The 24,688-nt window shown below is 63.7% G+C and carries 25 protein-coding genes; 15 read left to right on the top strand and 10 right to left on the bottom strand.

Annotation, left to right across the window (positions count from 1 at the left end):
* Positions 1-76: 76 nt before the first annotated feature.
* Together NCR39_RS00680 and NCR39_RS00675 are read right to left on the bottom strand one after the other, a co-directional pair.
* Positions 77-394 (bottom strand): hypothetical protein, encoded by a 318-nt coding sequence (locus NCR39_RS00680; RefSeq protein WP_250450118.1) that lies wholly within the window; start codon positions 392-394, stop codon positions 77-79.
* On the bottom strand, positions 395-1,297 hold the full coding sequence (locus tag NCR39_RS00675) for a hypothetical protein (protein WP_250450116.1): 903 nt from the start codon (positions 1,295-1,297) through the stop codon (positions 395-397).
* A gap of 299 nt (positions 1,298-1,596) precedes the next feature.
* Here NCR39_RS00675 and NCR39_RS00670 point away from each other — a divergent pair, with 299 nt between their 5' ends.
* From NCR39_RS00670 to NCR39_RS00660, 3 genes are read left to right on the top strand one after another with little or no spacing between them, the layout of a single operon-like run.
* Positions 1,597-2,499 carry a biotin--[acetyl-CoA-carboxylase] ligase gene (locus NCR39_RS00670; RefSeq protein ID WP_250450115.1) on the top strand — a complete coding sequence of 301 codons (903 nt, stop codon included), beginning with the start codon at positions 1,597-1,599 and terminating at the stop codon, positions 2,497-2,499.
* 11 nt (positions 2,500-2,510) lie between these two features.
* Positions 2,511-3,323, top strand: a complete 813-nt coding sequence (locus NCR39_RS00665) for a type III pantothenate kinase (RefSeq protein WP_250451422.1) — start codon at positions 2,511-2,513, stop codon at positions 3,321-3,323.
* 20 nt (positions 3,324-3,343) lie between these two features.
* Complete coding sequence (locus NCR39_RS00660; protein ID WP_250450113.1) at positions 3,344-3,583, top strand: hypothetical protein; 240 nt, start codon at positions 3,344-3,346, stop codon at positions 3,581-3,583.
* A 15-nt stretch (positions 3,584-3,598) separates the two neighbouring features.
* Here the strand turns inward: NCR39_RS00660 and rfaE2 are convergent, their stop codons facing one another.
* The 7 genes from rfaE2 to NCR39_RS00625 form a co-directional block, all read right to left on the bottom strand.
* Positions 3,599-4,081: a D-glycero-beta-D-manno-heptose 1-phosphate adenylyltransferase gene (gene rfaE2, locus NCR39_RS00655; protein ID WP_250450111.1), complete on the bottom strand. Its 483-nt coding sequence runs from the start codon at positions 4,079-4,081 to the stop codon at positions 3,599-3,601.
* A gap of 168 nt (positions 4,082-4,249) precedes the next feature.
* A complete protein-coding gene (locus NCR39_RS00650; protein ID WP_250450110.1) occupies positions 4,250-5,128 on the bottom strand; it encodes a ferritin family protein in 879 nt (292 codons plus the stop codon).
* Positions 5,129-5,529: 401 nt separating this feature from the next.
* Entirely contained in the window at positions 5,530-6,555 is a 1,026-nt protein-coding gene (locus NCR39_RS00645) for a MerR family transcriptional regulator (RefSeq protein WP_250450109.1), read from the bottom strand.
* A gap of 288 nt (positions 6,556-6,843) precedes the next feature.
* Entirely contained in the window at positions 6,844-7,593 is a 750-nt protein-coding gene (locus NCR39_RS00640; RefSeq protein ID WP_250450108.1) for a PhaM family polyhydroxyalkanoate granule multifunctional regulatory protein, read from the bottom strand.
* 52 nt (positions 7,594-7,645) lie between these two features.
* A complete protein-coding gene (locus tag NCR39_RS00635; protein WP_250450107.1) occupies positions 7,646-8,473 on the bottom strand; it encodes an enoyl-CoA hydratase/isomerase family protein in 828 nt (275 codons plus the stop codon).
* Positions 8,474-8,502: 29 nt separating this feature from the next.
* A complete protein-coding gene (locus NCR39_RS00630; RefSeq protein ID WP_250451421.1) occupies positions 8,503-9,642 on the bottom strand; it encodes an ABC transporter substrate-binding protein in 1,140 nt (379 codons plus the stop codon).
* Between the two features lie 128 nt (positions 9,643-9,770).
* A complete protein-coding gene (locus tag NCR39_RS00625) occupies positions 9,771-10,757 on the bottom strand; it encodes a fumarylacetoacetate hydrolase family protein (RefSeq protein WP_250450106.1) in 987 nt (328 codons plus the stop codon).
* 21 nt (positions 10,758-10,778) lie between these two features.
* On the opposite strand from NCR39_RS00625, the gene NCR39_RS00620 reads away from it, so the two are divergent.
* From NCR39_RS00620 to NCR39_RS00580, 9 genes are all read left to right on the top strand, one after another.
* Complete coding sequence (locus NCR39_RS00620; RefSeq protein ID WP_250451420.1) at positions 10,779-11,681, top strand: IclR family transcriptional regulator; 903 nt, start codon at positions 10,779-10,781, stop codon at positions 11,679-11,681.
* 73 nt (positions 11,682-11,754) lie between these two features.
* Entirely contained in the window at positions 11,755-12,951 is a 1,197-nt protein-coding gene (locus NCR39_RS00615) for a DUF3108 domain-containing protein (protein ID WP_250450105.1), read from the top strand.
* 61 nt (positions 12,952-13,012) lie between these two features.
* Complete coding sequence (locus tag NCR39_RS00610) at positions 13,013-13,801, top strand: alpha/beta fold hydrolase (RefSeq protein ID WP_250450104.1); 789 nt, start codon at positions 13,013-13,015, stop codon at positions 13,799-13,801.
* A 126-nt stretch (positions 13,802-13,927) separates the two neighbouring features.
* A complete protein-coding gene (locus NCR39_RS00605) occupies positions 13,928-14,185 on the top strand; it encodes a BTH_I0359 family protein (protein ID WP_035967089.1) in 258 nt (85 codons plus the stop codon).
* Positions 14,186-14,428: 243 nt separating this feature from the next.
* Positions 14,429-15,505 (top strand): homocysteine S-methyltransferase family protein, encoded by a 1,077-nt coding sequence (locus NCR39_RS00600; protein ID WP_250450103.1) that lies wholly within the window; start codon positions 14,429-14,431, stop codon positions 15,503-15,505.
* A gap of 128 nt (positions 15,506-15,633) precedes the next feature.
* Complete coding sequence (locus NCR39_RS00595) at positions 15,634-16,740, top strand: AAA family ATPase (RefSeq protein WP_250450102.1); 1,107 nt, start codon at positions 15,634-15,636, stop codon at positions 16,738-16,740.
* Positions 16,737-17,414, top strand: coding sequence for a DUF4276 family protein (locus NCR39_RS00590; RefSeq protein WP_284507064.1), 678 nt, complete (start codon positions 16,737-16,739; stop codon positions 17,412-17,414). Before NCR39_RS00595 ends, NCR39_RS00590 begins: the two co-directional genes overlap by 4 nt.
* Positions 17,415-17,427: 13 nt before the next feature.
* Positions 17,428-20,145, top strand: a complete 2,718-nt coding sequence (gene metH / locus NCR39_RS00585; protein ID WP_250450100.1) for a methionine synthase — start codon at positions 17,428-17,430, stop codon at positions 20,143-20,145.
* Between the two features lie 143 nt (positions 20,146-20,288).
* Positions 20,289-20,489 carry a hypothetical protein gene (locus NCR39_RS00580; protein WP_040053125.1) on the top strand — a complete coding sequence of 67 codons (201 nt, stop codon included), beginning with the start codon at positions 20,289-20,291 and terminating at the stop codon, positions 20,487-20,489.
* 91 nt (positions 20,490-20,580) lie between these two features.
* On the opposite strand, the gene NCR39_RS00575 is transcribed toward NCR39_RS00580, so the two are convergent.
* Positions 20,581-20,907, bottom strand: coding sequence for a DUF1840 domain-containing protein (locus tag NCR39_RS00575; protein ID WP_250450099.1), 327 nt, complete (start codon positions 20,905-20,907; stop codon positions 20,581-20,583).
* 281 nt (positions 20,908-21,188) lie between these two features.
* On the opposite strand from NCR39_RS00575, the gene argS reads away from it, so the two are divergent.
* The 3 genes from argS (at position 21,189) to NCR39_RS00560 (ending at position 24,680) form a co-directional block, all read left to right on the top strand.
* Positions 21,189-22,973: an arginine--tRNA ligase gene (gene argS / locus NCR39_RS00570; protein ID WP_250450098.1), complete on the top strand. Its 1,785-nt coding sequence runs from the start codon at positions 21,189-21,191 to the stop codon at positions 22,971-22,973.
* Positions 22,974-23,112: 139 nt separating this feature from the next.
* The gene (locus NCR39_RS00565; RefSeq protein ID WP_250450097.1) at positions 23,113-23,886 is read left to right on the top strand and encodes an SPOR domain-containing protein; all 774 of its coding nucleotides are present in this window, start codon (positions 23,113-23,115) and stop codon (positions 23,884-23,886) included.
* A 146-nt stretch (positions 23,887-24,032) separates the two neighbouring features.
* Positions 24,033-24,680 (top strand): thiol:disulfide interchange protein DsbA/DsbL, encoded by a 648-nt coding sequence (locus NCR39_RS00560; protein WP_250450096.1) that lies wholly within the window; start codon positions 24,033-24,035, stop codon positions 24,678-24,680.
* The last annotated feature ends 8 nt before the right edge of the window (positions 24,681-24,688 follow it).

Here is a 24,688-nt window from a genome sequence, read left to right as displayed (position 1 = left end):
CGTTGCCACCCTCGCCGTAGCAGATCACGGCGCAGCGTGGCTCGGTCGTCCTGCCACAAATTTCCCTTTGATGGCGTCAAAGACTGTCATCAGAAGGCCTGCCTGCTGGATTCCAATTCACCCGCTCGGCCATAGTTAGCTTGAGCCTTGCCCTGAATTCAGGATAGTCGTAAGCCTGCATCAGCATCACCATGCCGCCGAGCCTGCGCGCATCCTCGTCGGTGAGCGGCTCATTGCTGCCGTCTTCGGCGGTCGGCGGTATCGTCATTCCGCCGGAGCGGGCCACCTCCCTATCTATCACGGCCTGCACCTCGCGCCGGTGGACAGTGATGAATTTGAGTTGCTTGGTTTCCTCGTCGTAAAAAACGATGGAGGCTTGAGGTTGGCCGTTCATTCAATATCCCCGGCAGGCTTGGTAGTTCTCAAACGCGCGCTGCTGGCACAGCGCGACCGATCGCGGATCCTGGTACATGGCGCGCGCGACGTCGCACATGCGAAGGTCTCGCTCGTAGAGGTAAAAACAGTCCGCTTCGTCAGACTCGCTCACGCCGCTCGCCGCGACCTCCAACGCATTGCCCAGTTGAAGATCTTCAGAATACTCGAACGGGGATGCGTCAAGCGGCGAACCGTCCTCGAGGCTCATTGCCAACGAGCTATCGTCATCCCAACTGCGTCCGCCAGGAACCGCTCCGGCCGCATTTTCCACCGCGTCGAGCCAGTCGAACCCACGACGGCTCCCGCCGCCGCTGTCAATGATAGGTCTGCCTCTGGCTAAATCCGCGGCAACGACTCCAGTGCCCAACGACTCTGCGCTCACCGCCGCCCCACGCCGACGGATCGGAATGTAGTCGGAATCGCGCGGCGTGTATTGGAAATCAACTGGCTTCGGCCAGCGCTGCGGCGCGTCGGGAGGCACGTCAAAGCGTGGCGCCAGGCGCCATCCCCGATTTACTACCGGAATCAACGCTTCATCGCGTATCGCCTTGCGAAAGAATCGCTCGATCTCCTCATTCGATGTCGGCTGATTCCAGTGAGCGATCCTGAGGAAAGTGCGTAGAAAGTGCTGGATGATGCGTAGAGCCTTCTCGCCTGTGATCGTGCGCAAATCGAGGTTCGGACGGAAGTAGCGATCGAAGGCGATGCGATCGTCCTGGATCGTCTTACGGGCGTCTTCCTTGAGGAACCAGAGTTCCGTGCCACATTGCAAGCGTGGGACAAGCGTGCACTGCCAGCCACTTTTCAACGGCACGTCCAATGTGTTGTAAGACGGTTGCCATTCGCCGAACCCAAACGCCATGCGAACCTCTCGATTTGTTTGAGCGATAAGAATAACGAGGCTGGCGTTTCATATGACGAATAGGTGGCATCAAAATTTGTTGTTCTCGCTTCCCCGACACGCGCGGATAAGCGCCGCGAAAGAAATCACAGGGTGTGATTTCTTCGTTGCGTCAGCGTGCGGGGAGGTCGCTCCACGATTGAGCTCTACCGTAGCCGGGTGTCCTCCGCCTGTGCGGAAGTAGCCCTCATCACCCTCGCCTGACCCTTCCGCCAGCCCACGCGCGATCGCTGAAATAGCGCCCCGCTACAATAGCCGCCATGAACCCCTCCCCCGCTTTCGCCCCCGACGCCCCCTGGCGCATCGACCGCAACCGGCTTGCGACGCTCGCCGAGCGGCCCGCCCGCGACTGGAGCATCGAGATCGTCGATGAAACCGGCTCCACGAACGCCGATCTCATCGGCCGACTGCGCGCCGCCCCACGCGACACCGCGCCCGCCGATTCCGCCGCGCCCATCGTGCGCGTCGCGTATTCGCAGACGTCGGGCCGCGGACGGCGCGGCCGCGCGTGGCTCGCCGAGCCGGGCAACGCGCTCCTGATGTCCGTCGGCTATGTGCTGCAGCGTCCCATCGAAGGGCTTTCGGGCTTGAGCCTGGCCGTCGGCGTCGCCGTGCTCGATGCCCTCGCGCGGCTGCCGCTCTCGCCGTCCGCGCGGCCCGCGCTCAAGTGGCCCAACGACGTGCTGCTCGACGACGGCAAGCTCGCCGGCATCCTCATCGAAACCGCGTGGACCGCGCCGGGCGCGACGGCGGTGGTGATCGGCATCGGCATCAATCTGCACGGCGCGGAGCAACTCGCCGCTCAGGTCGACGACGCCAACCGCCAGGCCGCGTCCGCCGTTCCCGGCACGGCGCCCGCCGCGCTCGCCCGCGCATGGCCCGACGCCAATCTCACCGAGACTTTCGCCGCCATCCTGAACGCCCTCGACGCCGCCCTGCCGCGTTTCGAAACCGAAGGCTTCAAGCCGTTCCGCCAGCGCTGGACCGACGCGCACGCGTACGCCGGCCGCGAAGTCGTGCTGATCGATCAGGGACAGGAAATCACGCGCGGCGTGGCATCGGGCGTCGACGACAGCGGCCAGTTGCTCATCGACGCGCCCGAAGGTCCGCGCACCGTCGCCACCGGCGAACTGACGCTGCGCCTCGCGCGGGAACGTCCGTGAGCCACGCGCCGATGCTTCTGATCGACGCGGGCAACAGCCGCATCAAGTGGTCGCTCGTCGATGAAAACGGCGTCGCGATGGCCAACGGCGCGCTCGAACATGAACGCGATGCCACGGATCACGCCGATCCGGCGCTCGCCGCGTGGTCGTCGTTGCCGGATTGCGCGAGCGCGTGGATATCGAACGTGGCGGGGGCATCGGTTCAGGCGCGGATCGAGCGTCTTCTCGACGCACGCTGGCCCGCGTTGCCGCGCACCTTCATTCGCGCCGGCGCGCAGCAATGCGGCGTGACCAACGGCTACACGGAGCCGGAGAAACTCGGCAGCGACCGCTGGGCCGGGTTGATCGGCGCGCGGGCCGCGTATCCCGGCGAAAACGTGCTCATCGCCACGTTCGGCACCGCGACGACGCTCGAAGCCCTGCGCGCCGACGGCGTCTTCACGGGCGGATTGATCGCGCCGGGCTGGTCGCTGATGATGCAATCGCTCGGCAGCCGCACCGCGCAATTGCCGACGCTCGATGCCACCGCCGCGCGTCGCGCGCTGCACGGCGCGGGCGACAAGCCGCACGGCCTCTTCGCCACCGATACCGCCGCCGCGCTGTCGTCCGGCTGCCTGCTTGCGCAAGCGAGCCTTATCGAACGGGCATGGCGCGATCTGCGCGACGACTTGCAGGCCGATGTCCGTCTCGTGCTGGGCGGCGGCGCTGCCGATGAAATCGCGGGCGCGCTCGACGTGGCGCACACGCGCCACGATTCGCTCGTGCTGTCCGGCCTCGCGCTCATCGCGCGGGACGCGGCGGCACATCACTTATCCCGACTTTGATTGACTGACGGAGCCCGAGAATGCTGCGCTGGCTAATCGCCATCCTGACCCTGGCCAACCTTTTGATGTTCGCGCTCGTGCACGGCATGTTCGGCCCGTTGCCCGCGGCCGGCGCGCGCGAGCCGCAGCATCTGATGCAACAGGTGCGTCCCGAAACGCTGACCATGCGCCCGCTTCATCCCGAAGAAGCCGCCGATCAACCGCAAGTCGGTGGTCCCGCGCCGGCCGCGAAAGTCCAGACGTCGCCGCTCGGCAAGTGACGCGCGCAGGAAAATTCAGGACTGCGCGCGGACTTTTTTAAGCAGCGCGGTCGTCGAGCGGTCATGCTCGAATGCGATCGCGAGCGCCTTGCCGCCCCATCCGCGCACCAGCGCCGATTCCGCCAGCTTGTCCATGTCGTAATCACCGCCCTTCACGAGCACGTCGGGATGCACGGCGTCGATCAGTTGCAGCGGCGTCGACTCTTCGAATTTCACGACCCAGTCCACGCTTTCCAGCGCCGCGAGCAGCGCCATGCGATCGTCTTCGCGATTGATCGGGCGGTCGTCGCCCTTGCCGAGCATGCGCACGGAAGCATCGCTGTTCACGCCGACGATCAGGGTCGCGCCGAGCGCCTTCGCATCGGCGAGATACGTCACGTGTCCGCGATGCAGGATGTCGAACACGCCGTTGGTGAATACGACCGGCCCGGCGAGCGTCGGGCGGAGCGCGGCGAGCGCGTCGCGCGTGGTGATCTTGCGTTCGAAAATGGCGGCCATGGCGACGCTCGTTGCATTGGTTCGAGAGCGCGCATTGTGCCACGGCCATTCGTGGCTTCGTGGCTTCGCGGCTGGCGGGCGCTGCGTCGAACGGTGAAGCCCATAACGAAGCGGCCCGCCAGTTTCAGGCTGGCGGGCCGCTTTCCTTCAATACCGATGCCCCGACGTTCAGGCGGGCTGCTGTTCCGTGGAACCGCCCGGCACCGCCTGCAGGCGCTGAACCACTTCCTTGCGATAGCGGTTCAGTTCCTGCGCCGTCGCGAACGAACGCTCGAACAGGATGGACAGGTTGTGCAGGATGCGCTCGACGACCTTCTTCTCCCAGCTATCGTCGAAGCGGATTTGATCGTCCAGCCAGCGCTCGAGCCATTCCGGATCCGGCAGACGCGATTGCACGGTATCGCGCGGGAAAAGCGCCTGATTCACGTGCAGGTTCGTCGGATGCAGCGGCTTCTCCGTGCGACGCGCGGACGCCATCAGCACGCCGATCTTCGCGAATGCGGCGCGCGCCGTGTCGCCGGCATTCACCAGCGCCTTCTTCATGTAGCGCAGATACGCGCCGCCGTGACGGGCTTCGTCGCGCGAAATCGTTTCGTAGATGTGCTTGATGACCGGCTCGGTATGCCATTCAGCCGCGCGGCGATACCAGTGGTTCAGGCGAATTTCGCCGCAGAAATGCAGCATCAGGGTTTCGAGCGGCGGCGCCGGATCGAACTCGAAACGCACGGCGTGCAGTTCTTCTTCCGTCGGCACCAGTTCCGGCTTGAAGCGGCGCAGATATTCCATCAGCACCAGCGAATGCTTCTGCTCTTCGAAGAACCACACGCTCATGAAGGCGGAGAAGTCGCTGTCGTGATGGTTGTCACGCAGGAACATTTCGGTTGCGGGAAGAGCGGACCATTCGGTGATCGCGTTCATCTTGATGGTCCTCGCCTGCTCGTCGGAGAGCAGGGACGCATCGAACTTGTCCCATGGGATGTCCTTCTCCATATCCCATCGGACGGATTCCAGCGATTTATAAAGTTCCGGATAAAGCATGGTGTTCATAGTCCACCCCTGATGCCACTTATGCGACGTTATATCTATATGACTCTCGGCCCGTGCGTGCGCGAAACCGCGGCGCGCGAGCAACCAAGCTTTCAATTTTACGCGGGATTCGGACGGTCACAGGCAAAAACCGGTAACGAAGCGCCATATTCAGCGCTGCGGCAACACGATTCGCGCGTGACATGCGAATGTCGCGTGCGAATGCACCGCGTTGTGCGTCCTGTCTACCGTGGGTGATGAGCGAAACCTGTGCCTGAGGTAGGACCAGGGGCTTTCGTCGCGCCGTCCTGCAGCGCGGGTCCGGCAGCATGCTCCATGCATGTGACACCGGCGTGATGCGCCGGTTCGCGCAAGCCGCTTGAACGTAGCGCGGCGCACGCCGTCACGTCCAGAAGCCCGCTTCAGCTCGCCGTCCCGGCCTGTGCCGCCAAGCCGTCCGATGATAGCACGGAGGCCGAGCGCCAAGCCGCCACAGCTTCCTCGATCGGCGTGAGGCCCGCGATGCATTCGATGCCCTCGTGAATCTTGCGGCGCAACGTCGGACTGCTGCCGCCGACCCAGATGCGCACGTGCTGCGGCAGCATGCCGCGCAACTCCGACAAGCTCGTGAGGATCGCCTGCGCCGGCAGCACGGAAGTGAACGACAGCGCGACGATGTCCACGTCATGCGCCGCCGCCGCGCTGACGATATCGTGCAGCGGCGTCTGCAGCCCGAGCTGGATGCACTGGCTTTCGGAAAGCGTGAACATCGCCTCGGCCATCAGGATGCCGAGACCGTGTCCTTCGCCGGAAAGCGTCGTGAGCAGCACGCGCGGACGGTTGCCGCGCCCGCGAACCGCATCGGACAAAGGACGCATGAGGCTGCGCAGCGTCACCTGCAGCGCCTCGCTGAAAAGATGCTCGTGATAGACCTGCAGCGTCCCGACCGCCCATGCATTGCCGATGCGCGCCGCCAGCGGCGCGGCCACGTCCAGCACGAAGCGCTCGAGGCCGTCGCGCGTTGCGCGCTTCAGCAGTCCGAAGCGAAAGTCTTCGTAAGCGCCGTTGCGCAGCAGCGCGACCATCCGGTCCAGTTCCGCGTCCGGCGCGTCCTGCCCGATACCGGACTCCGCCGCCAGTTGCTGCAACTGCTCGATCGGCTGCGGAAGCACCTTGCTCGGCCGATGCCCCGCGTCGAGCAGGCGCTTGACGAGCCGCAGCTTCGACACCTGTTCCTGCGGATACAACCGTTCGCCGCCGGGCGAGCGCATCGGCTGCGGAAAGCCGTAACGTCGCTCCCAGACGCGCAGCGTGTCCTTCGTGAGGCCGATTTCCTGCGCGATCGCGCCAATGCCGATGCCCGTCAGCCCGGTACCGAAAGCGACCGGCGCCGGGGTTCCGGTCGCTGCGTCTGCGTGTTCCGCGTCGTCGGAACCTTCGTTGGGCACGCGGTCCTGATCCGATGGATTTGTCATGGACAAAAAGAAAGGTGAATACACACTGCTATTGCTGCACGGAGCATGCCTGAGCCATCAGGTGGACAAATCGCCGGTAAGTAGCCACTTAATCATAGACAGAATCTGGCGGATCCTGACGTGGCGTGGCGCACATAGCCCGCGCGATCGCGCTTTCTTCTTTTCTTCACGCCGATAAAGAAAGCGCCCGGTGACTTCTCAGCCACCGGGCGCAATGTCCATCTGCTCGACGTTCGGCGCGATGTCGCCGAACGCAGCCGCTCACTCGCTTTTCTTGCGCGGCGGCGTCTTGCGCGCAGCCGCTTTTTTCGCAGCGGCGGCGGGTTTGTCGTCGTCGGCTTCGGCGGCGCCGTTCGTTTCGTCCGTTCCCGCTGCCTGATCCGCCGATGCGTCTTGCGCCCCGGCCGCGCCCGCCGCGCCGGTCATGCCGGGCTGGAGCATCGCGAGATGCGCGAGCTGATTGAACTGCGACTGCAGCGCGTTCCACCAGCCGCTCGGATCGAAGCCCGGCGGCAGGCTAGGCGACGGCTGCGGCGCGTCGTCGCCGGCCGACGACGGCTCCGGACTCGCCGCCTGCTTCGGCTCGTCCGGTTTCGCCGCGCCGCCCATCGGCCAGCCTGCGGTCTTCGGGGTATCCGCCGCCGCGTTCTTCGCGCTTTCCATCGACGACTGCGCGAACGCGCCGAACGAGCGCAGCGTCGCGAGCGTCGCGCGCTGCACTTCGAGCGCCTGAATCGCCGATTGCAGCATGTTCAGATTCAGCTTGAGCCATTGCTCGACGGCGCGCATGTCGGTGACGCGCTTGTCGAGCTCCTCGATGTTCGTGAGCGGCGCGAGCATGTCGGACATCATCGACAGCGACGGCCCGACGCCCTGCCCGCCGCCCGGCATCGCGGCGGCGAACGGATTCAGGCGCATCATTTCCCACATCTTGCCCATCATGTCGGCCTGGCCGAATCCGGGGAAACCGGGAATCGAAAACGGCGGGGTGCCGCCTGCGTTGTCTGTCATTCGACTCTCCTGTTCGTTGGTTGATCGCTATTCGTGGATACCGCGGTCTCTCTCAAAACGGCGCGCCGCCCGGAAAATCCGGCGCGCGGCGCTCGCGCAGCGACCGCATGCCTTCGTGCACGTCCGGCCCCGCGAAACCCATGAATTCGAGCGCGAGCGACGTATCGAAGGTCGGCCCCGCCGAGCGGAGCCAGTTGTTCAACGCGTACTTGGTCCAGCGGATCGCGGTCTGCGATCCCTGCGCGAGCCGGTTCGCCACTTCGATCGCTTTCGGCATGAGTTCGCTCTCTTCCACCGCGAGCGACACCAGCCCGATGCGCTCCGCTTCCTCGCCACTCACCGGCTCGCATAGAAGCAGATAGTACTTGGCCTTCGCCATCCCGCACAGCAGCGGCCACACGATCGCGGCGTGATCGCCGGCGGCGACGCCGAGCCGCGTATGCCCGTCGATGATGCGCGCCGACTTCGACGCGATCGATATATCCGCGAGCAAGCCGGCGACGAGTCCCGCGCCGACCGCCGGCCCGTGCATCGCGGAAACGATGGGCTTGCTGCAATTGATGACGTTGTAGACGAGATCGCGCGCCTCGCGCCAGACACGCGCGCGCACGTCGAAGTCGTTCGCCATCTCTTCGACGAGCGCGAGATCGCCGCCCGCCGAAAAGCCCTTGCCTTCGCCGCGAATCAGCGCGACGCGCGTCTCGGGATCGCGATCGATGTCGCGCCAGATATCGGCCAGTTCGCGATGCATGTTGGCATCGGCGGTGGACAGGCCGCTCTTGTTCGCGCCCGCGCCGGGCATCACCACTTCGAGCACGCCGTGCGCATGGCGGCGCAATTGCAGCGACGTGTAGCCGGAGTAAAGGGAGAGATCGCTCATGTTCGTTCGCGTTGAGTCGCGCGTTTTGATTAGCGCGGCTGATAGAGCCACTTGCCGTCGCGTATCTCGACCATCACGCGGGCGCGCTGATCGAGGCCGATGTGATCGCTCGGCGTCATGTTGACGACGCCGTTCGTGTCCGCGAAGTTCTTTGTGCCTTCGAGGGCATCGCGCAATGCGGCGCGGAACGCGGGCGTGCCCGGCGCGCCCGCTTTCATCGCGATAGGCACCGCGCGTTCGAGCAGCATGCCTGCATCCCACGTGTACGAGCCGAACGCCGACACCGTTCCCGCGCCCTGCTTCGCTTCGTACAGTTTGATGTAGTTCAGCGCGAGGCGCTTCGCCGGATGATCGTCGGGCAACTGTGCGGCGACGAGCACCGGGCTCGTCGGCAGGAACGTTCCGTTGCAATCCGCGCCGCACACGCGCAGGAAGTCGCGGTTGCCCACGCCGTGATTGTGATAGACGAGACCCTTGTAGCCGCGTTGCGCGAGCGTCTTCGGCGGCAGCGCGGCGGGCGTGCCGGCCGCGCCGACCACCACGGCATCCGGCTTCGCGGCGAGGATCTTGAGAATCTGGCCGGTCACGCTCGGGTCCGTGCGATTGAAGCGCTCGTTGGCCACCACGTTGATCTTGTGAAGCTGCGCGAACTTGGCGACTTCGGCGTAGAAAGTCTCGCCGAGCGCATCGGCCTGGCCGATGTACGCGAGCGTCTTCACGCCGTGATTGCTCGCGTGCTCCGCAATGGCCGATGCCATCATCGCGTCGGTTTGCGGCGTCTTGAAGACCCAGCGGCGCTTGTCGTCCACCGGTTCGATGATCTTCGACGACGACGCGAGCGAGATCATCGGCGTCTGCCCTTGTGCGACGACATCGATCATCGCGAGCGAGTTCGGCGTGATCGACGAGCCGATGATCGCATCGACCTGATCTTCGCTGATGAGCTTCTTCGTGGTCTGCACGGCTTGCGTGGTGTCGGAGGCGTCGTCGAGCACGATGTAATCGACGGGCTTGCCGCCCATTTCCTTCGGCAGGAGCGCGACGGTATCGCGCGCGGGAATGCCGAGCGACGCAGCCGGTCCCGTCAGCGAAAGCACGAGACCGATCTTCATGTGCGGCGTTTGCGCGAACGATGCCGTCGCCAACGCCAACGAAACTGCTGCCGCCATCCACTTCACACCGCGCATCAACGTCTCCTTTTTGATGTTGTTCTGATCGTGCGGCGGGCGAGCCGCGACGCCCGGCAAGTGTACGGTGGCGCATGCCGCCGACGCATCGGGCGAAACCCGTTGCGGCTTTATTGCTCCAGTTGCACCACCGCCTGATCGATCGCGCCGAAGATCGACTTGCCGGCTTCGTCGAAGATCTCGATGCGCACGCTGTCGCCGAACTTCATGAACGCGGTCTGCGCCGCGCCGTGCTCGATGGTCTCCAGACACCGCTTCTCGGCGATGCAGCAGTAGCCGCGCGTCGCGTCCTTGTTGGAGATCGTGCCCGAGCCGACGATGGATCCCGCGCGCAGATTGCGCGTCTTCGCGGCATGCGCGATCAACTGGCCGAAGTGGAAGACCATGTCGACGCCGCATTCCGGCTGGCCGACTTTCTTGCCGTTCCAGTGCACGATCATCGGCCGGTGCACGCGGCCTTCGCGCCATGCATCGGAGAGTTCGTCGGGCGTCACGGCCACCGGCGAGAACGCGGTCGCGGGCTTGCTCTGGAAGAAGCCGAAGCCCTTCGCGAGTTCGGCGGGAATGAGATTGCGCAGCGAGACATCGTTCACGAGCATCAGCAGGCGCACGCTTTTCAGCGCTTCGTCGGGCGTGGGCGCCATGCCGACATCCGACGTGATCGCGGCGACTTCCGCCTCGAAATCGATTCCGTACGATTCCGACGCGCACACGATATCGTCGGTCGGCCCGAGGAAGTCGTCGCTGCCGCCCTGGTACATCAGCGGATCGGTCCAGAATTCCGGCGGCATGTCCGCGCCGCGCGCGCGCCGCACGAGTTCGACGTGATTCACATACGACGAGCCGTCGGCCCATTGAAACGCGCGCGGCAACGGCGCCATGCACGACTTCGGATCGAACGAAAACGCGTTGCGCGCGCGGCCCTGATTCAGCGCGTCGTAAAGCTCGATCAGTTGCGGCGCGTAAAAAGTCCAGTCGTCGAGCGCGCGTTGCAGCGTGCCGACGATTCCATCGGGGATCACTGCCGTGCGCAAATCGCGCGAAACGACGACGAGCTGGCCGTCGCGCGTGCCGTCCTTCAGCGTGGCGAGTTTCATAAAGCGGAGTCGGTGACTGAGATGACGTTGAGGGAAATCTATTTTACGATGGTGAATCGCCCATCACTGCGCCAACATCTGGCCGATCTTCACGCTGTCATGCTTTCGAACCTGCCCGCCACCGCTGACGAAGACGACATCGACGCTTCCGCCGAGAAAGCGCGCTCCGGCATCCAGTCGATCGAAGTCGGCTTCCGGCTGCTCGACGTGCTGACTCACGAGCCGCGCGCGATGATGCTGCGCGACCTCGCGCAGCGCGCGGGCATGAGTCCGGCGAAAGCGCATCGGTATCTGGTGAGCTTCGTGCGGCTCGGCGTGGTGTCGCAGGACCCGCTTTCCGGCCGATACGAACTCGGCGGCTTCGCGCTGCAGATGGGACTGGCGCGGCTCGCGCGCGTCGATGGCGTGAGGCTCGCGCGCATCGCGCTGGCCGAATTGCGCGACCGGCTCGACCAGACCGTGGGCATCGCGGTGTGGGGCAATCAGGGGCCGACCGTCGTGCACTGGATGGAGTCGAGCTATCCGGCGAAGGCGTCGCTGAAACTGGGCGATGTCATGCCGCTGCTGTCATCCGCGACCGGCCTGCTGTTCGCCGCGTACTTGCCGCGCAGCAGGACACAGCCGATGCTCGAGCGCGAACTCGCTGCGAGCAGGCAGACGATGGCCGATATCGAGCCGCTTCTCGCCGATATCCGCGCGCACGGCGCGGCGCGCGTCGAAGGCATGCTGCTGCCGACGATCCACGCGTTCTGCACGCCGGTCTTCGATTCGACGGGCGAACTCGCGCTCGGGCTGATCGCGCTCGGCCACGAAGGCGCGTTCGATACGCGCTGGGGCGGTGAAATCGATTCCGCACTGCGCGAGTGCGCGCACGGGTTGTCGTACGAACTGGGATACCGCACCAGCGACGCGCCCGCGCGCTGAGGAACATCGTTTCGCCGGCGCGTGTCATAACCGTTTCGCGTTCGCCGCGCGCGTTCAACCTTCTTCCGTTTCAATGCCTCTGTTCGACTTTCGCCGTCCTCGTCCCGCGTCGGGCGAGCCGCCTCATGCCGTGCCCACGACCGCCGCGCCTCGCCGCTGGGGGCGATGGCTGCTGGCCGCGCTCATCGTCGCCGGATTGCATTTCGGCGCGATGCGCTGGATGGAGCGCGCGAAGCAGCCGACGAATCCGCCGCTGATGGAGAAACCGCCCGTGCAGGTGGAATTGCTGACGCCGAAGCCCGTTGCACCTCCGACGCCCGCGCCGCCCGCCGCGCCGGCCAAGCCCGCAACACCGCCGCCGCCGAAGCCAGCCCGTCCCGCTCCGCAGCCGCGTCCCGCGCCCGCGCCGGTTCTGAGCGCCGCGACTCCGCAGCCGGAAGCGCCGGTTACTGCATCGTCGACGGTCGCGGCTTCGGGCGTGTCTGCGACCGCATCGGCACAGGCAGCCGCCTCGCAGCCCCCCGCAGCCGCATCCGGCGATAAATTCAGCGTCCCGCCGACCGGCGAATTGCGCTATGACACGCTCGTGAACGGCGTGATGAATCAGACCGGCACGATCCACTGGACCAACGACGGCCAGCATTACGAGATGGTCGTGTCGATTCCGCTGCCGTTCGTCGGCCCTTACGTGTATTCGAGCAAGGGTCATATCGATGGCTTCGGCATCGCGCCGGAACAATATTCGGAAAAACGCGGCCGACGCGCCGCCGATATCGCCATCTTCAATCGCGAAACGAAACAAATCGTCTACACGCGCACGCCGAACAGCCAGCCGCTCGCCGATGGTGCGCAGGACCGTTTCAGCGTCGTCATGCAATTGGCGAGCCTCGTGCGCGGCGCGCCCGACGTCTACAAGCCGGGCGTCACGCGGCAGTTCAGCGTCGCCGACAACGACAGCAGCGAAATCTGGCCGATGGAAACCGTCGGCGACGAAACCGTGCAAGCCCGCGACGGATTCGTCACCGCGCGCCATTTCACGCGCCTGCCGCGCCGCGAAGGCGATCGACGCAAGCTCGATGTCTGGCTCGCGCCCGCGCTCGGCTGGCTGCCGGTGCGCATTCTGCAAACCGAGCCGAACGGCATGCAGATTGAAATGCTGTGGGCCGGCAGTCTCCGTCCGCCGTCCGCGGCAGGCTCGCGAGAGGCGTCGGGCACGAGGGATGCGTCAGACGAAAATGCACCCGCCGTCGAGCCGGAAACCCGGCCCTGACGGCGGCGCGTTGCAGCGTTCAGGACATCCCACGCGTAGAAGCAATTCTCACGGAGCCGATATGCAGTTGAACATCAAGGGCATCGACACACGGTACGTGCTGGACAACGAAGGCGGCGGTCCCTGGCTTACGTTCATCCATCAACTGGCGGGTGATCTGTCGGTGTGGGACCAGATGGCCGGCTACTTTCGCGATGGTTACACAGTGTTACGTTACGACCTGCGCGGCCACGGCCACACGGCGGTATCGCCGGACGACTTCACCATTGACGATCTCGCCGACGATCTCGCGGAACTGCTCGACAAGCTCGGCGCGCCGTCGACGCATATCGTCGGTTTGTCGATTGGCGGCATGGTCGCGCAGAAGTTCGCGATCAACCATGCCGACAAAGTGGATTCGCTGACGGTCGTCGGCGCACCGGCCTGCATTCGCGAAGACGCGCGCCCGGCGTTCATGCAACGCGCCGCTTCGGTGCGCGAAAACGGGACAAACAGTGTCGTGGAACCCACGCTCGAACGCTGGCTCACGGCCGAGTTTCGCAAGGCGCATCCGGAAGTCGTGGAACAGATCGGCGAAACGATTGCGCACACGCCCGCCGAAGGTTTCGCGCGCGCGGCCTTGGCGATCAGCCGTTTCGATGCGCGCGACGGCCTTGCATCGATTGGAAAACGAACACTTGTGGTTGCCGGTGAACAGGACAATGGCACGCCGCATGCTGAATCCAGAGCGATCGCGGACTTGGTGCCGGGCGCGCAATTCGAATTACTGAATGCGGCACATCTGTCTCCGGTCGAGGCATCCCAGCGATTTTGCGCATTGCTCGATGCGTTCTTGCGCGGGGCCGCCTGAGCCTGTATCAAAAGCAATAAGCCTCGATAAAACGGCATCACATCGAGGCCACCCCTTGAATTCCCACCCCGTCGCTCCACTTAAGATGCAGGTTTGCCCGGAGCAACAGGAATAAGGAGTGTCGCCATGCAAATGATCTACAACAGCCCTAACTATTGCGTCGTCGAATTTCCGCCGCAGGACAATCATCTCGCGATGATGTCGGGCGGTTACGAAATCGTCGACAAGAACACGCAACGGGAGATCTTCATCGACGGTGCGCTCGCGGAGAAGTTTCGCGAACACGTGCAGAAGCTGATCGAGGAAGAACCTTCGCTCGAGGATGTCGATGAATTCCTCGGCCAGTTCGATATCTTGATGACCCAACCCGTCGTGCTTCACTGATTCACCGCGCGGGCGCGGCTTCACGCGCTCGCGCCGCCACCGCTTGCCGGCGATCGGGCAAGCCATGCAGCAAGGCAAACGTGCGACACGCCAGAAAGACCCCGTCCCTTTATCGGCGGGGTTCTTTTTTTGTTGCGATCCTGTGCCATCGCGCCTTGCCGGCAGGCCGGCGCGTACAGCGATTGGGCGTGGCTGCGGCTACAATGACGGACTATTTCACATCCGGTACAGGGCCTGTCCGTCATGAACCAGAACGCCAATCCGAGTCCGTCGGGCGCCAGGTCGCCCGCACGCGCATACACGCGCGGCGCGGCGCTGCCCGCGCTTTTGCAGCAACGCATCCTGATTCTCGATGGCGCGATGGGCACCATGATTCAGCGCTACAAGCTGGATGAAGCGGCGTATCGCGGCGAGCGCTTCAAGGATTACGGACGCGACATCAAGGGCAACAACGAGTTGCTGTCGATCACGCAGCCGCAGATCATCCGCGAAATTCACGACAAGTATCTGGCGGCGGGCGCGGACATCATCGAGACGAACACGTTCGGCGCGACGCGCGTGGCCCAGGCCGATTACGGCATGGAAGCGCTGGCTGCGGAGATGAATCTCGCATCGGCGAAGCTCGCGCGCGAAGCCTGCGATGCGTTCTCCACGCCCGACAAGCCGCGCTTTGTCGCGGGCGCGATCGGACCGACGCCGAAGACCGCGAGCATTTCGCCCGACGTCAACGATCCCGGCGCGCGCAACGTCACGTTCGACGAGTTGCGCGACACCTACTACGAGCAGGCGAAGGCGCTGCTCGACGCGGGCTGCGATTTGTTCCTCGTGGAAACCATCTTCGATACGTTGAACGCGAAGGCCGCGCTCTTCGCGCTCGATGAGCTGTTCGAGGACACGGGCGAACTCGTGCCGATCATGATTTCGGGCACCGTCACCGATGCTTCCGGGCGCATTCTCTCGGGCCAGACGGTCGAAGCGTTCTGGAACTCGCTGCGTCACGCGAAGCCGCTCACGTTCGGGCTGAACTGCGCGCTGGGCGCGGCGCTGATGCGTCCGTATATCGCGGAGCTGGCGAAGCTGTGCGATACGTACGTGTCGTGCTATCCGAACGCCGGCTTGCCGAATCCGATGAGCGATACGGGCTTCGATGAAACGCCGGACGTGACTTCGGGATTGCTGAAGGAATTCGCCGAAGCGGGGCTTGTGAATCTCGCGGGCGGATGTTGCGGGACGACGCCGGAGCATATCGCGGAGATCGCGAAGGCGCTGGCGCAAGTGAAGCCGCGCGCGTTTCCGTCGCAGTATCGGGATGCTGCGTAAGCTTCGCGCCCGGCGTCAGCGTTAGCCATTCGGCCGAGGCGACGCCGCATCACAACGTTCGCATACTGAGCGTGTGAACGTTGCGAGCGGAGGACGCCGTGTTACGCGCTGTAGATCGGAATCTGAACATGCCAGCCATTTCGAAACTGACCATCGCCGGCTACAAGTCGATACGCGAGCTGCGCGAGTTCGAATTGCGCGACCTGAACGTGCTCATCGGTGCAAACGGCGCGGGAAAGTCGAACTTCATCGGCTTTTTCCGGATGCTCGCCGAAATGCACGGCCAGCGCTTCCAGCTTCATGTGCAGCGGGAGGCAGGGGCAGACGCCTTTTTGCACTACGGCCGCAAGCAGACGAAGGAGATCGAGGCAACGCTCGATTTCGACGAATCGGGCACTTACGCATTCGCTCTTGTTCCGACGAGCGAAAATCGGCTTATCTTCGCCAATGAGCGCGTGCGGCATCACGGGTTTGAACCGGTATCGCTGGGTGCGGGGCACGCGGAGTCCGCTTTCGCCGACTATGTGCGAAACGTCCGCGCCAATCTTGGGCCGGGCGAGAACGACTTCTTCGAGCGAATCAATCCGCCGATCGACCGCGTAAGGGTTTATCACTTCCACGACACGGGCGAAACGGCTCGCGTCAAGCAGATCCAGCAATCGAACGACACGCTGCGGCTGAAGCCTGACGCGTCCAATCTCGCACCGTTCCTTCGAATGCTGCGGGAAGAGCACGAAGCCTACTACCGGATGATCGTGGATTCCATTCGGCTCGTCGCGCCTTTCTTCGACGATTTCGTTCATCGCGAAGACAATCCCCCGACGGTCGAACTCGAATGGACCGAAAAAGGCGATCCTGATACGCCGTTCAAGGCGCACGTCCTTTCGGACGGCACCTTGCGTTTCATCTGTCTCGCCACGCTGCTCCAGCAACCGTGGGAACTGATGCCGCCCATCATCCTGCTCGACGAGCCGGAGCTTGGCCTGCATCCGTTCGCCATCAACATGCTCGCAAGTCTCCTCAAGCGCGCGTCGGAACGCCGCCAGTTGATCGTCGCGACGCAGTCCATGCAACTGCTCAGTTGCCTCGCGCCTGAAGACGTGGTCGTCGTCGACAGGAAAGACAATGCATCCACTTTCCGGCGGTTGAGCGAAACCGAACTCGGCTCCTGGCTGGATGAATACTCGCTCGGCGAACTGTGGGAGATGAACGTGCTCGGCGGGAGGCCCGCATGACGGTGAATGTCGTCATCGTCGGCGAAGGACAGACCGAGGAAACTTTCGTTCGTGACGTGCTCGCGCCCGAGCTTGCATCGCATGGCGTTCATGCAGAATCGCGACTGATCAAGACATCGAAGCACGGGCGTGGCGGCGGCCTGAATCTGGACAGGGTTCGGTTTGCGCTCAGACAGGTTCTTCTGCAAAGGTCCGACACGTATGTGACGACCCTGTTCGATCTCTACGGTCTCGGCCCGACGTTCCCAGGTTTCGCGGAGTCGCGCCACAGCAGTCCGCGAAGCCGTGCCGCACGAATCGAGAACCTTCTGGCAGACGATGTCGTGACCCACGCCCGTTGCCGCCGCGATCGTTTCGTTCCGCACGTCCAGCCTCACGAGTTCGAAGCGCTGCTATTCTCGGACATACGTCGCTTCGGCGAAGTCGATGCAGGGTGGGCCGTGTTCGAGTCCGATCTCGACCGCGTCCGCACCGCCTTCGAAACGCCCGAGCATATAAACGATTCCCCGCTGACTGCTCCATCGAAGCGGCTCGCAAGCCTGCTCAGGCCCAAATACGACAAAGTACGCCACGGTCCCGCGCTGGCTCACCGGATCGGCTTACACAAAATTCGCGCCGCGTGCCCGCACTTCGATGCGTGGATACACCGGCTGATCAATCTGCAACCGCTCTGAAGACCTCATTACCATGACCGACCACACGATGCGTCTTTCCGGCCTCGAGCCGTTCAACGTCACCGACGGATCGCTGTTCATCAACGTCGGCGAGCGCACCAACGTGACCGGCTCGAAGGCGTTCGCGCGCATGATCCTGAACGGCCAGTTCGACGAAGCCCTCGCCGTCGCGCGCCAGCAGGTCGAGAACGGCGCGCAGGTCATCGACATCAACATGGACGAAGCCATGCTCGATTCGAAAGCCGCCATGGTGCGCTTTCTGAATCTGATCGCCTCCGAGCCGGACATCGCGCGCGTGCCGATCATGATCGACTCGTCGAAGTTCGAGGTGATCGAAGCGGGTCTCAAGTGCGTGCAGGGCAAGGCCATCGTCAATTCCATCTCGCTCAAGGAAGGCGAAGACGCGTTTCGCCATCACGCGAACCTCATTCGCCGCTACGGCGCGGCGGCCGTCGTCATGGCGTTCGACGAACAAGGCCAGGCCGATACCTTCGAGCGCAAGACGCAAATCTGCAAGCGTTCCTACGACGTCCTCGTGAACGAAGTCGGCTTCGCGCCCGAAGACATCATCTTCGACCCGAACATTTTCGCGATCGCGACGGGCATCGAAGAGCACAACAATTACGCGGTCGATTTCATCAACGCGACGCGCTGGATCAAACAGAATCTGCCGCACGCGAAGGTTTCCGGCGGCGTGTCGAACGTGTCGTTCTCGTTCCGCGGCAACGATCCGGTGCGCGAAGCCATCCATACCGTGTTCCTGTATCACGCGATCCAGGCGGGCATGGACATGGGCATCGTGAACGCGGGTCAGCTCGGCGTCTATGCCGATCTCGACGCCGAGTTGCGCGATCGCGTGGAAGACGTGGTGCTCAATCGCCGCGAAGACGGAACGGACCGTCTGCTCGAAATCGCCGACAAGTTCAAGACCGGCGCGGCGAAGAAGGAAGAGAACCTCGAGTGGCGCAATCAGCCGGTCGAGCAGCGGCTCTCGCATGCGCTCGTGCACGGCATCACGAATTTCATCGTCGAAGATACCGAGGAGGTGCGTCAGAAGATCGACGCCGCCGGCGGCCGCCCGATCAACGTGATCGAAGGTCCGCTGATGGACGGCATGAATATCGTCGGCGACCTGTTCGGCGCGGGCAAGATGTTCCTGCCGCAAGTGGTGAAGTCGGCGCGCGTGATGAAGCAGGCGGTGGCGCACCTCATTCCGTTCATCGAAGAAGAGAAAAAGCGCATGGCCGATGCCGGCGCGGACGTGCGCTCGAAGGGCAAGATCGTCATCGCGACCGTGAAGGGCGACGTGCACGATATCGGCAAGAACATCGTCTCGGTCGTGCTCCAGTGCAACAACTTCGAAGTGGTCAACATGGGCGTGATGGTGCCCTGCGCGACCATCCTGCAGAAAGCGAAGGAAGAAGGCGCGGACATCATCGGGCTGTCGGGGCTCATCACGCCGAGTCTCGAAGAAATGGCTTACGTCGCGTCCGAAATGCAACGCGACGAATACTTCCGCGGCAAGCAGACGCCGCTTCTGATCGGCGGCGCGACGACTTCGCGCGTGCATACCGCCGTGAAGATCGCGCCGCATTACGAAGGGCCGGTCGTGTACGTGCCGGATGCGTCGCGTTCCGTTTCGGTGGCGTCGAGCCTGCTGTCGGACGAAGGCGCGGCGAAGTATCTCGATGAACTCAAGAGCGACTACGAGCGCATCCGTCATCAGCACGCGAACAAGAAAGCGTTGCCGATGGTCACGTACGCCGAAGCGCGCGCGAACAAGACGAAGATCGACTGGAGCGCGTACACGCCGAAGAAGCCGAGCTTCATCGGACGCCGCGTGTTCAAGAACTACGACCTCACAGAACTGGCGAATTACATCGACTGGGCGCCGTTCTTCCAGACGTGGGATCTGGCGGGCCCGTATCCGGCGATTCTGAACGACGAGATCGTCGGCGAATCGGCGCGGCGCGTGTTCTCGGACGGCAAGTCGATGCTCTCGCGCATCATCCAGGGCCGCTGGCTCACGGCGAACGGCGTCGTCATGCTGCTGCCGGCGAACACGGTCAACGACGACGACATCGAAATCTACACGGACGAATCGCGCTCGCAAGTGGCCATGACGTGGCGCAATTTGCGTCAGCAAAGCGTGCGGCCGGTCGTCGACGGCGTGATGCGCCCGAATCGCTCGCTGGCGGATTTCATCGCGCCGAAGGAATCGGGCGTCGCGGACTACATCGGTCTCTTCGCGGTCACGGCGGGCCTGGGCGTCGACAAGAAGGAAAAGCAGTTCGAAGCCGATCACGACGACTACAGCGCGATCATGCTGAAGGCACTCGCCGACCGTTTCGCGGAAGCGTTCGCCGAAGCGCTGCATGCGCGCGTGCGCCGCGAACTGTGGGGCTATGCGTCGAACGAAACGCTCGACAACGAAGCGCTGATCGCCGAGAAGTACACGGGCATTCGTCCCGCGCCGGGTTATCCGGCGTGCCCGGATCATCTCGTGAAGCGCGATATGTTCGAAGTGCTTCAGGCGGACGAACTCGGCATGAGCGTGACCGAATCGCTCGCCATGCTGCCGGCCGCGAGCGTGTCGGGCTTCTATATCGCGCATCCGGAAAGCACGTACTTCTCGGTCGGCAAGATTGGCGACGATCAGCTTCAGAGTTTCGCGGAACGCATGGCGATATCGTCGTCGGATGCGGAACGCGCGCTCGCGCCGTTGCGGTAAGTGCATCGAAGCAATATATCGGCGGACTGATAGCGGACAACAGGCACGCTTTCGGCGGGAAGTTTTTGATTTCCGTAGACTGGTACCCGCGATAGGCCGTCACGACGGCGGCCACGCATTCTTTTCGTCACGGAGAAAGTCGCATGAAGAAGATGACGTCCGCCGTAACCGTTCTGATCGCCGCGGCTGTTCTCGCTGCGTCGGGTTCGGCCTTCGCGCAGGCCAGCAGCACCGAGGCATCGTCGTACTCGCCGCCGCAAACGGAGCACAAGAAGAAGCCGAAGAAGCCCCGCAAACCCACGACGGCCAAACCGGCTCCGGCCGAAGGCGGCCAGTCGCAGTAAGCGAATGGTTCATCGTAAAAAGAAAACCCGCATCGACGTTGCCGATGCGGGTTTTTTCTTCATGCCGTGAAGCGCTCCGATCGTTCGGACGTCACACGCCCCAGAGAATGTCCTTCTTCTCTTTCTGCGCGAGCCGCAGCATGTCGAGAAACGGATACGCGCGCTGCGCAAGTCCGATAGGAATCTCGTGCGGATCGTGTCCCGCTTCGCCTTCGTGGAAATGACCGTCGTGCTCGGCGCGCTCTTTCTTGTCGGTCACGATGGCCGCTTCGAGCTTCTGGATGGCCGCAGGCAGTTCTTCCGGTGTAATGACACCCCGCGCCGTCAGTTGCTTGCCGATGATGCCGAGCAGATACTCCGCCAGGTTATCGAGCATCATGACGTCGGGTGCAGCCATGGTCTTGAATGTAATCAGCATGGGAAGGTCCTTTTCCTTTTGTTGGATGACAGCCGGTCTTCGATGCAAGCCACGTTGCAAGCGCGCCGACGAGCCTGTTTTTCGCTGACAGCCACCCTCTTTAGACAGTTTAGCATTTGCTAAACTCCCGGTTTAGCTATGTCTAACGCCCGAATCGCGCGCCGTTTCGCATTGTTTCGCGTCGTTCGTCACGTGGCCCCCGGCTGGAAAGCCGCGTCACAGGGCGTCTTGCTTCGCCTTCCTCTATCGCATCCGCACCCGCTTCACTGGATCACATCAGCATGCTGCCCGCACACAAAGAAACCCTGGAAACGCTTATCTCCGACGCGGTCAAGCAGGTCGCGCAATCCACGCTCGGCGCAAGCGAAGCCGCGTTCGTCGCGCCCGCGATCGTGCTCGAACGACCGAAGGTCGCGGCGCACGGCGACGTGGCGTCGAATGTCGCGATGCAGCTCGCCAAGCCGTTGCGCGCGAATCCGCGTCAGCTGGCGCAGCAGATCGTCGATGCCGTGATCGCGCATCCGCAGGCTGCGGGTCTTGTCGATCACGCGGAAGTCGCAGGGCCAGGCTTCATCAATCTGCGGCTTGCGGCGAAGGCCAAGCAAGACGTGATCCCGGCTGTGCTGAACGAGGCCGCCGCCTTCGGCCGCTCAGCGCGCGATGCGGGCAGGCACGTGCTCGTCGAATTCGTGTCGGCGAACCCGACGGGACCGCTGCACGTCGGCCACGGCCGTCAGGCCGCGCTCGGCGACGCGCTTTCGAACCTGCTCGCGACGCAAGGCTACGACGTGCATCGCGAGTTCTATTACAACGACGCGGGCGTGCAGATCGGCAATCTCGCCATTTCGACGCAAGCGCGCGCACGCGGCTTCAAACCCGGCGACGCAGAGTGGCCGGAAGCGGCGTACAACGGCGAGTACATCGCGGATATCGCGCGCGACTACATGGCGGGCGCGACCGTCGCGGCGAAGGACGGCGAGCCGGTGAAGGGCAGCGGCAACGTCGACGATCTCGAAGCCATTCGTCATTTCGCGGTCGCGTATCTGCGCCATGAACAAGACATGGACTTGACCGCGTTCGGCGTGAAGTTCGACCAGTTCTATCTGGAGTCGTCGCTGTACAAGGAAGGGCGCGTAGAACAAACGGTTCAGGCGTTGATCGATGCCGGCAAGACCTACGAGCAGGAAGGCGCGCTGTGGCTGCGCACCACCGACGACGGCGACGACAAGGACCGCGTCATGCGCAAGTCCGACGGCACGTTCACGTACTTCGTGCCGGACGTTGCATATCACGTGACGAAGTGGCAGCGCGGCTTCACCAAGGTCATCAACATTCAGGGCTCGGACCATCACGGCACGATCGCGCGCGTGCGTGCGGGGCTGCAAGGGCTCGGCATCGGCATTCCGAAGGGTTATCCCGATTACGTGCTGCACAAGATGGTGACCGTCATGCGCGACGGCCAGGAAGTGAAGATCTCGAAACGCGCGGGCAGCTACGTGACCGTGCGCGATCTGATCGAATGGTCGGGCGGCATGACGCCGGGCAACGAAGCCGCGCCCGATCAACTCGACGAAGACATGATCCGCCGAGGCCGCGACGCCGTGCGCTTCTTCCTGATTTCGCGCAAGGCGGACACGGAGTTCGTGTTCGACATCGACCTCGCGCTCAAGCAGAACGACGAGAACCCGGTCTATTACGTGCAATACGCGCACGCGCGCATCTGCACGATTCTGAGCGACTGGAAGGAACGCTACGCCGGCGATGTCACGCAGGCGGCGAAGGCCGATCTCTCGCCGCTATCGAGCGATCGCGCGATGGCGCTGCTCAACAAGCTCGCCGAGTTCCCCGAGATGCTCGCGCACGCCGCCGAAGAACTCGCGCCGCACGCCGTCGCGTTCTATCTGCGCGACCTCGCTGGCGAATTTCACTCGTTCTACAATGCCGAGCGCGTGCTGGTGGACGACGAGCAGGAGCGCACCGCGCGCATCGCGCTGCTCGCGGCCACGCGGCAGGTGCTCGAAAACGGACTCGCGACCATCGGCGTGTCCGCTCCCCAGAAGATGTAAGCGCATTTCGTCCGGTTCGCGCGCGCCTGTAACTTTATGACGCTTCGGCGTGCGCGGACGCAAGGATGGCGCGGGCTCGCATGACGCGACCGCTATAATCGTCGGCCAACTCGAAGACTTTTTGCAGGTGATTCATACGATGGCAAAACCACGCCGCACGTCGAAGCAGTCGCAATCGAAGCAAACCGGGGGAACCTTTCTCGGCATCGTGCTGGGTCTGATCGTCGGACTCGCGATCGCCGTGATCGTCGCGCTGTACATCACGCGCGCACCGACGCCGTTCGTCGCGAAGGTCGCGCCGCCGCCATCGGAAAGCTCGTCCGCGCCCGCCGCGCAACCGTACGATCCGAACCGTCCGCTGCAAGGCAAGTCGCCCGGTCAGCCGGTCCCGCAAGCCGCCCAGCCGACGCCGCCGAACACCGCGCCCGGCCAGAGCAACAATCAAACGCAATCGTCGGGCATGCTGGACGAGCCGCAGATCGTCGAAGTGCCGCCCAGCAACGGCACGACGGCTTCCGCGCCGAAGAGCGGCAGCGCGGCCATCGCGAAGAAGCCTGAACAGCCCGCGCCGGGCACGAACGGTTCGGCGAGTTCGTCGACCGCCGCGACGCCCAAGGCCGGTTCGGCGCCGAGCACGACAGCCAAGACCACGCCGCCCGCTCCCGGCGACGTGAACACCGGCTATTTCCTGCAAGTCGGCGCGTACAAGACGCAGTCCGATGCCGAACAGCAGCGTGCGCGTCTCGGCTTCCAGGGCTTCGAATCGAAGGTCACGCAGCGCGACGCGGGCGGTGTGACGTACTATCGCGTGCGTATCGGTCCGTTCGCGAAGTTCGAGGACATGAACACGGCGCGTCAGCGTCTGTCCGACGCGGGCGTCGATACCGCCGTGATCCGCTTCTCGAAGCAATAAGCTGCACGAAGGCCGCGCGTGCGTTCCGGGCGCGGCCTGGCTTAAGCGTGGTTTAAGTGTGGTTTAAGCGTCATATGTCCCACTGATGGGCCTTTTACGCACCGGCCACGCTGCCTCTCACCTTGCTCCTTCGCTCCAAAACGATCATGAAAAAACTGTTCAGCGCCATCGCCCTTTCCCTCGGCATCGCCGCCGCGTCGTTGAGCGTGGCGGGCGTGGCATCCGCCGCGCCTGTCGCCGGCAAGGACTACACGGTGCTTCAGGCGCCGCAGCCGGTCGGGGCACAGGCGGGCAAGATCGAAGTCATCGAATTCTTCTGGTACGGCTGCCCGCACTGCAACGAATTCGAGCCGTATATCGAGGCGTGGGAAAAGAAGCAGGGTCCGGATGTCGTGTTCAAGCGCGTGCCGGTGGCGTTCCGCGACGACTTCATCCCGCATTCGAAGATGTACCACGCGCTCGTCGCGCTCGGCGTCGAGGAGAAGTTGACGCCCGCCGTCTTCAACGAAATCCACGTGAAGAAGAACTACCTGCTGACGCCGCAAGCGCAGGCTGACTTCCTCGCGACGCAAGGCGTCGACAAGAAGAAGTACATGGATGCGTACAACTCCTTCTCGACGCAAAGCGATGTCCAGCGCGACGCCAAGCTGCTGCAGGACTACAAGATCGACGGCGTGCCGACGGTCATCGTGCAGGGCAAATACGTGACCGGTCCGGCGCAGACCAACAGCCTGACGGGCACGACGCAGGTCATGGACTTCCTCGTCCAGCAAGTTCGCAACAAGAAGATGTAAAGGTTCAA

The organism is Caballeronia sp. ATUFL_M2_KS44, assembly GCF_023630965.1.
In the GTDB taxonomy this organism is placed as follows: Bacteria; Pseudomonadota; Gammaproteobacteria; order Burkholderiales; family Burkholderiaceae; genus Caballeronia; species Caballeronia concitans.
This window is presented reverse-complemented; position numbering and strand designations above follow the sequence as displayed.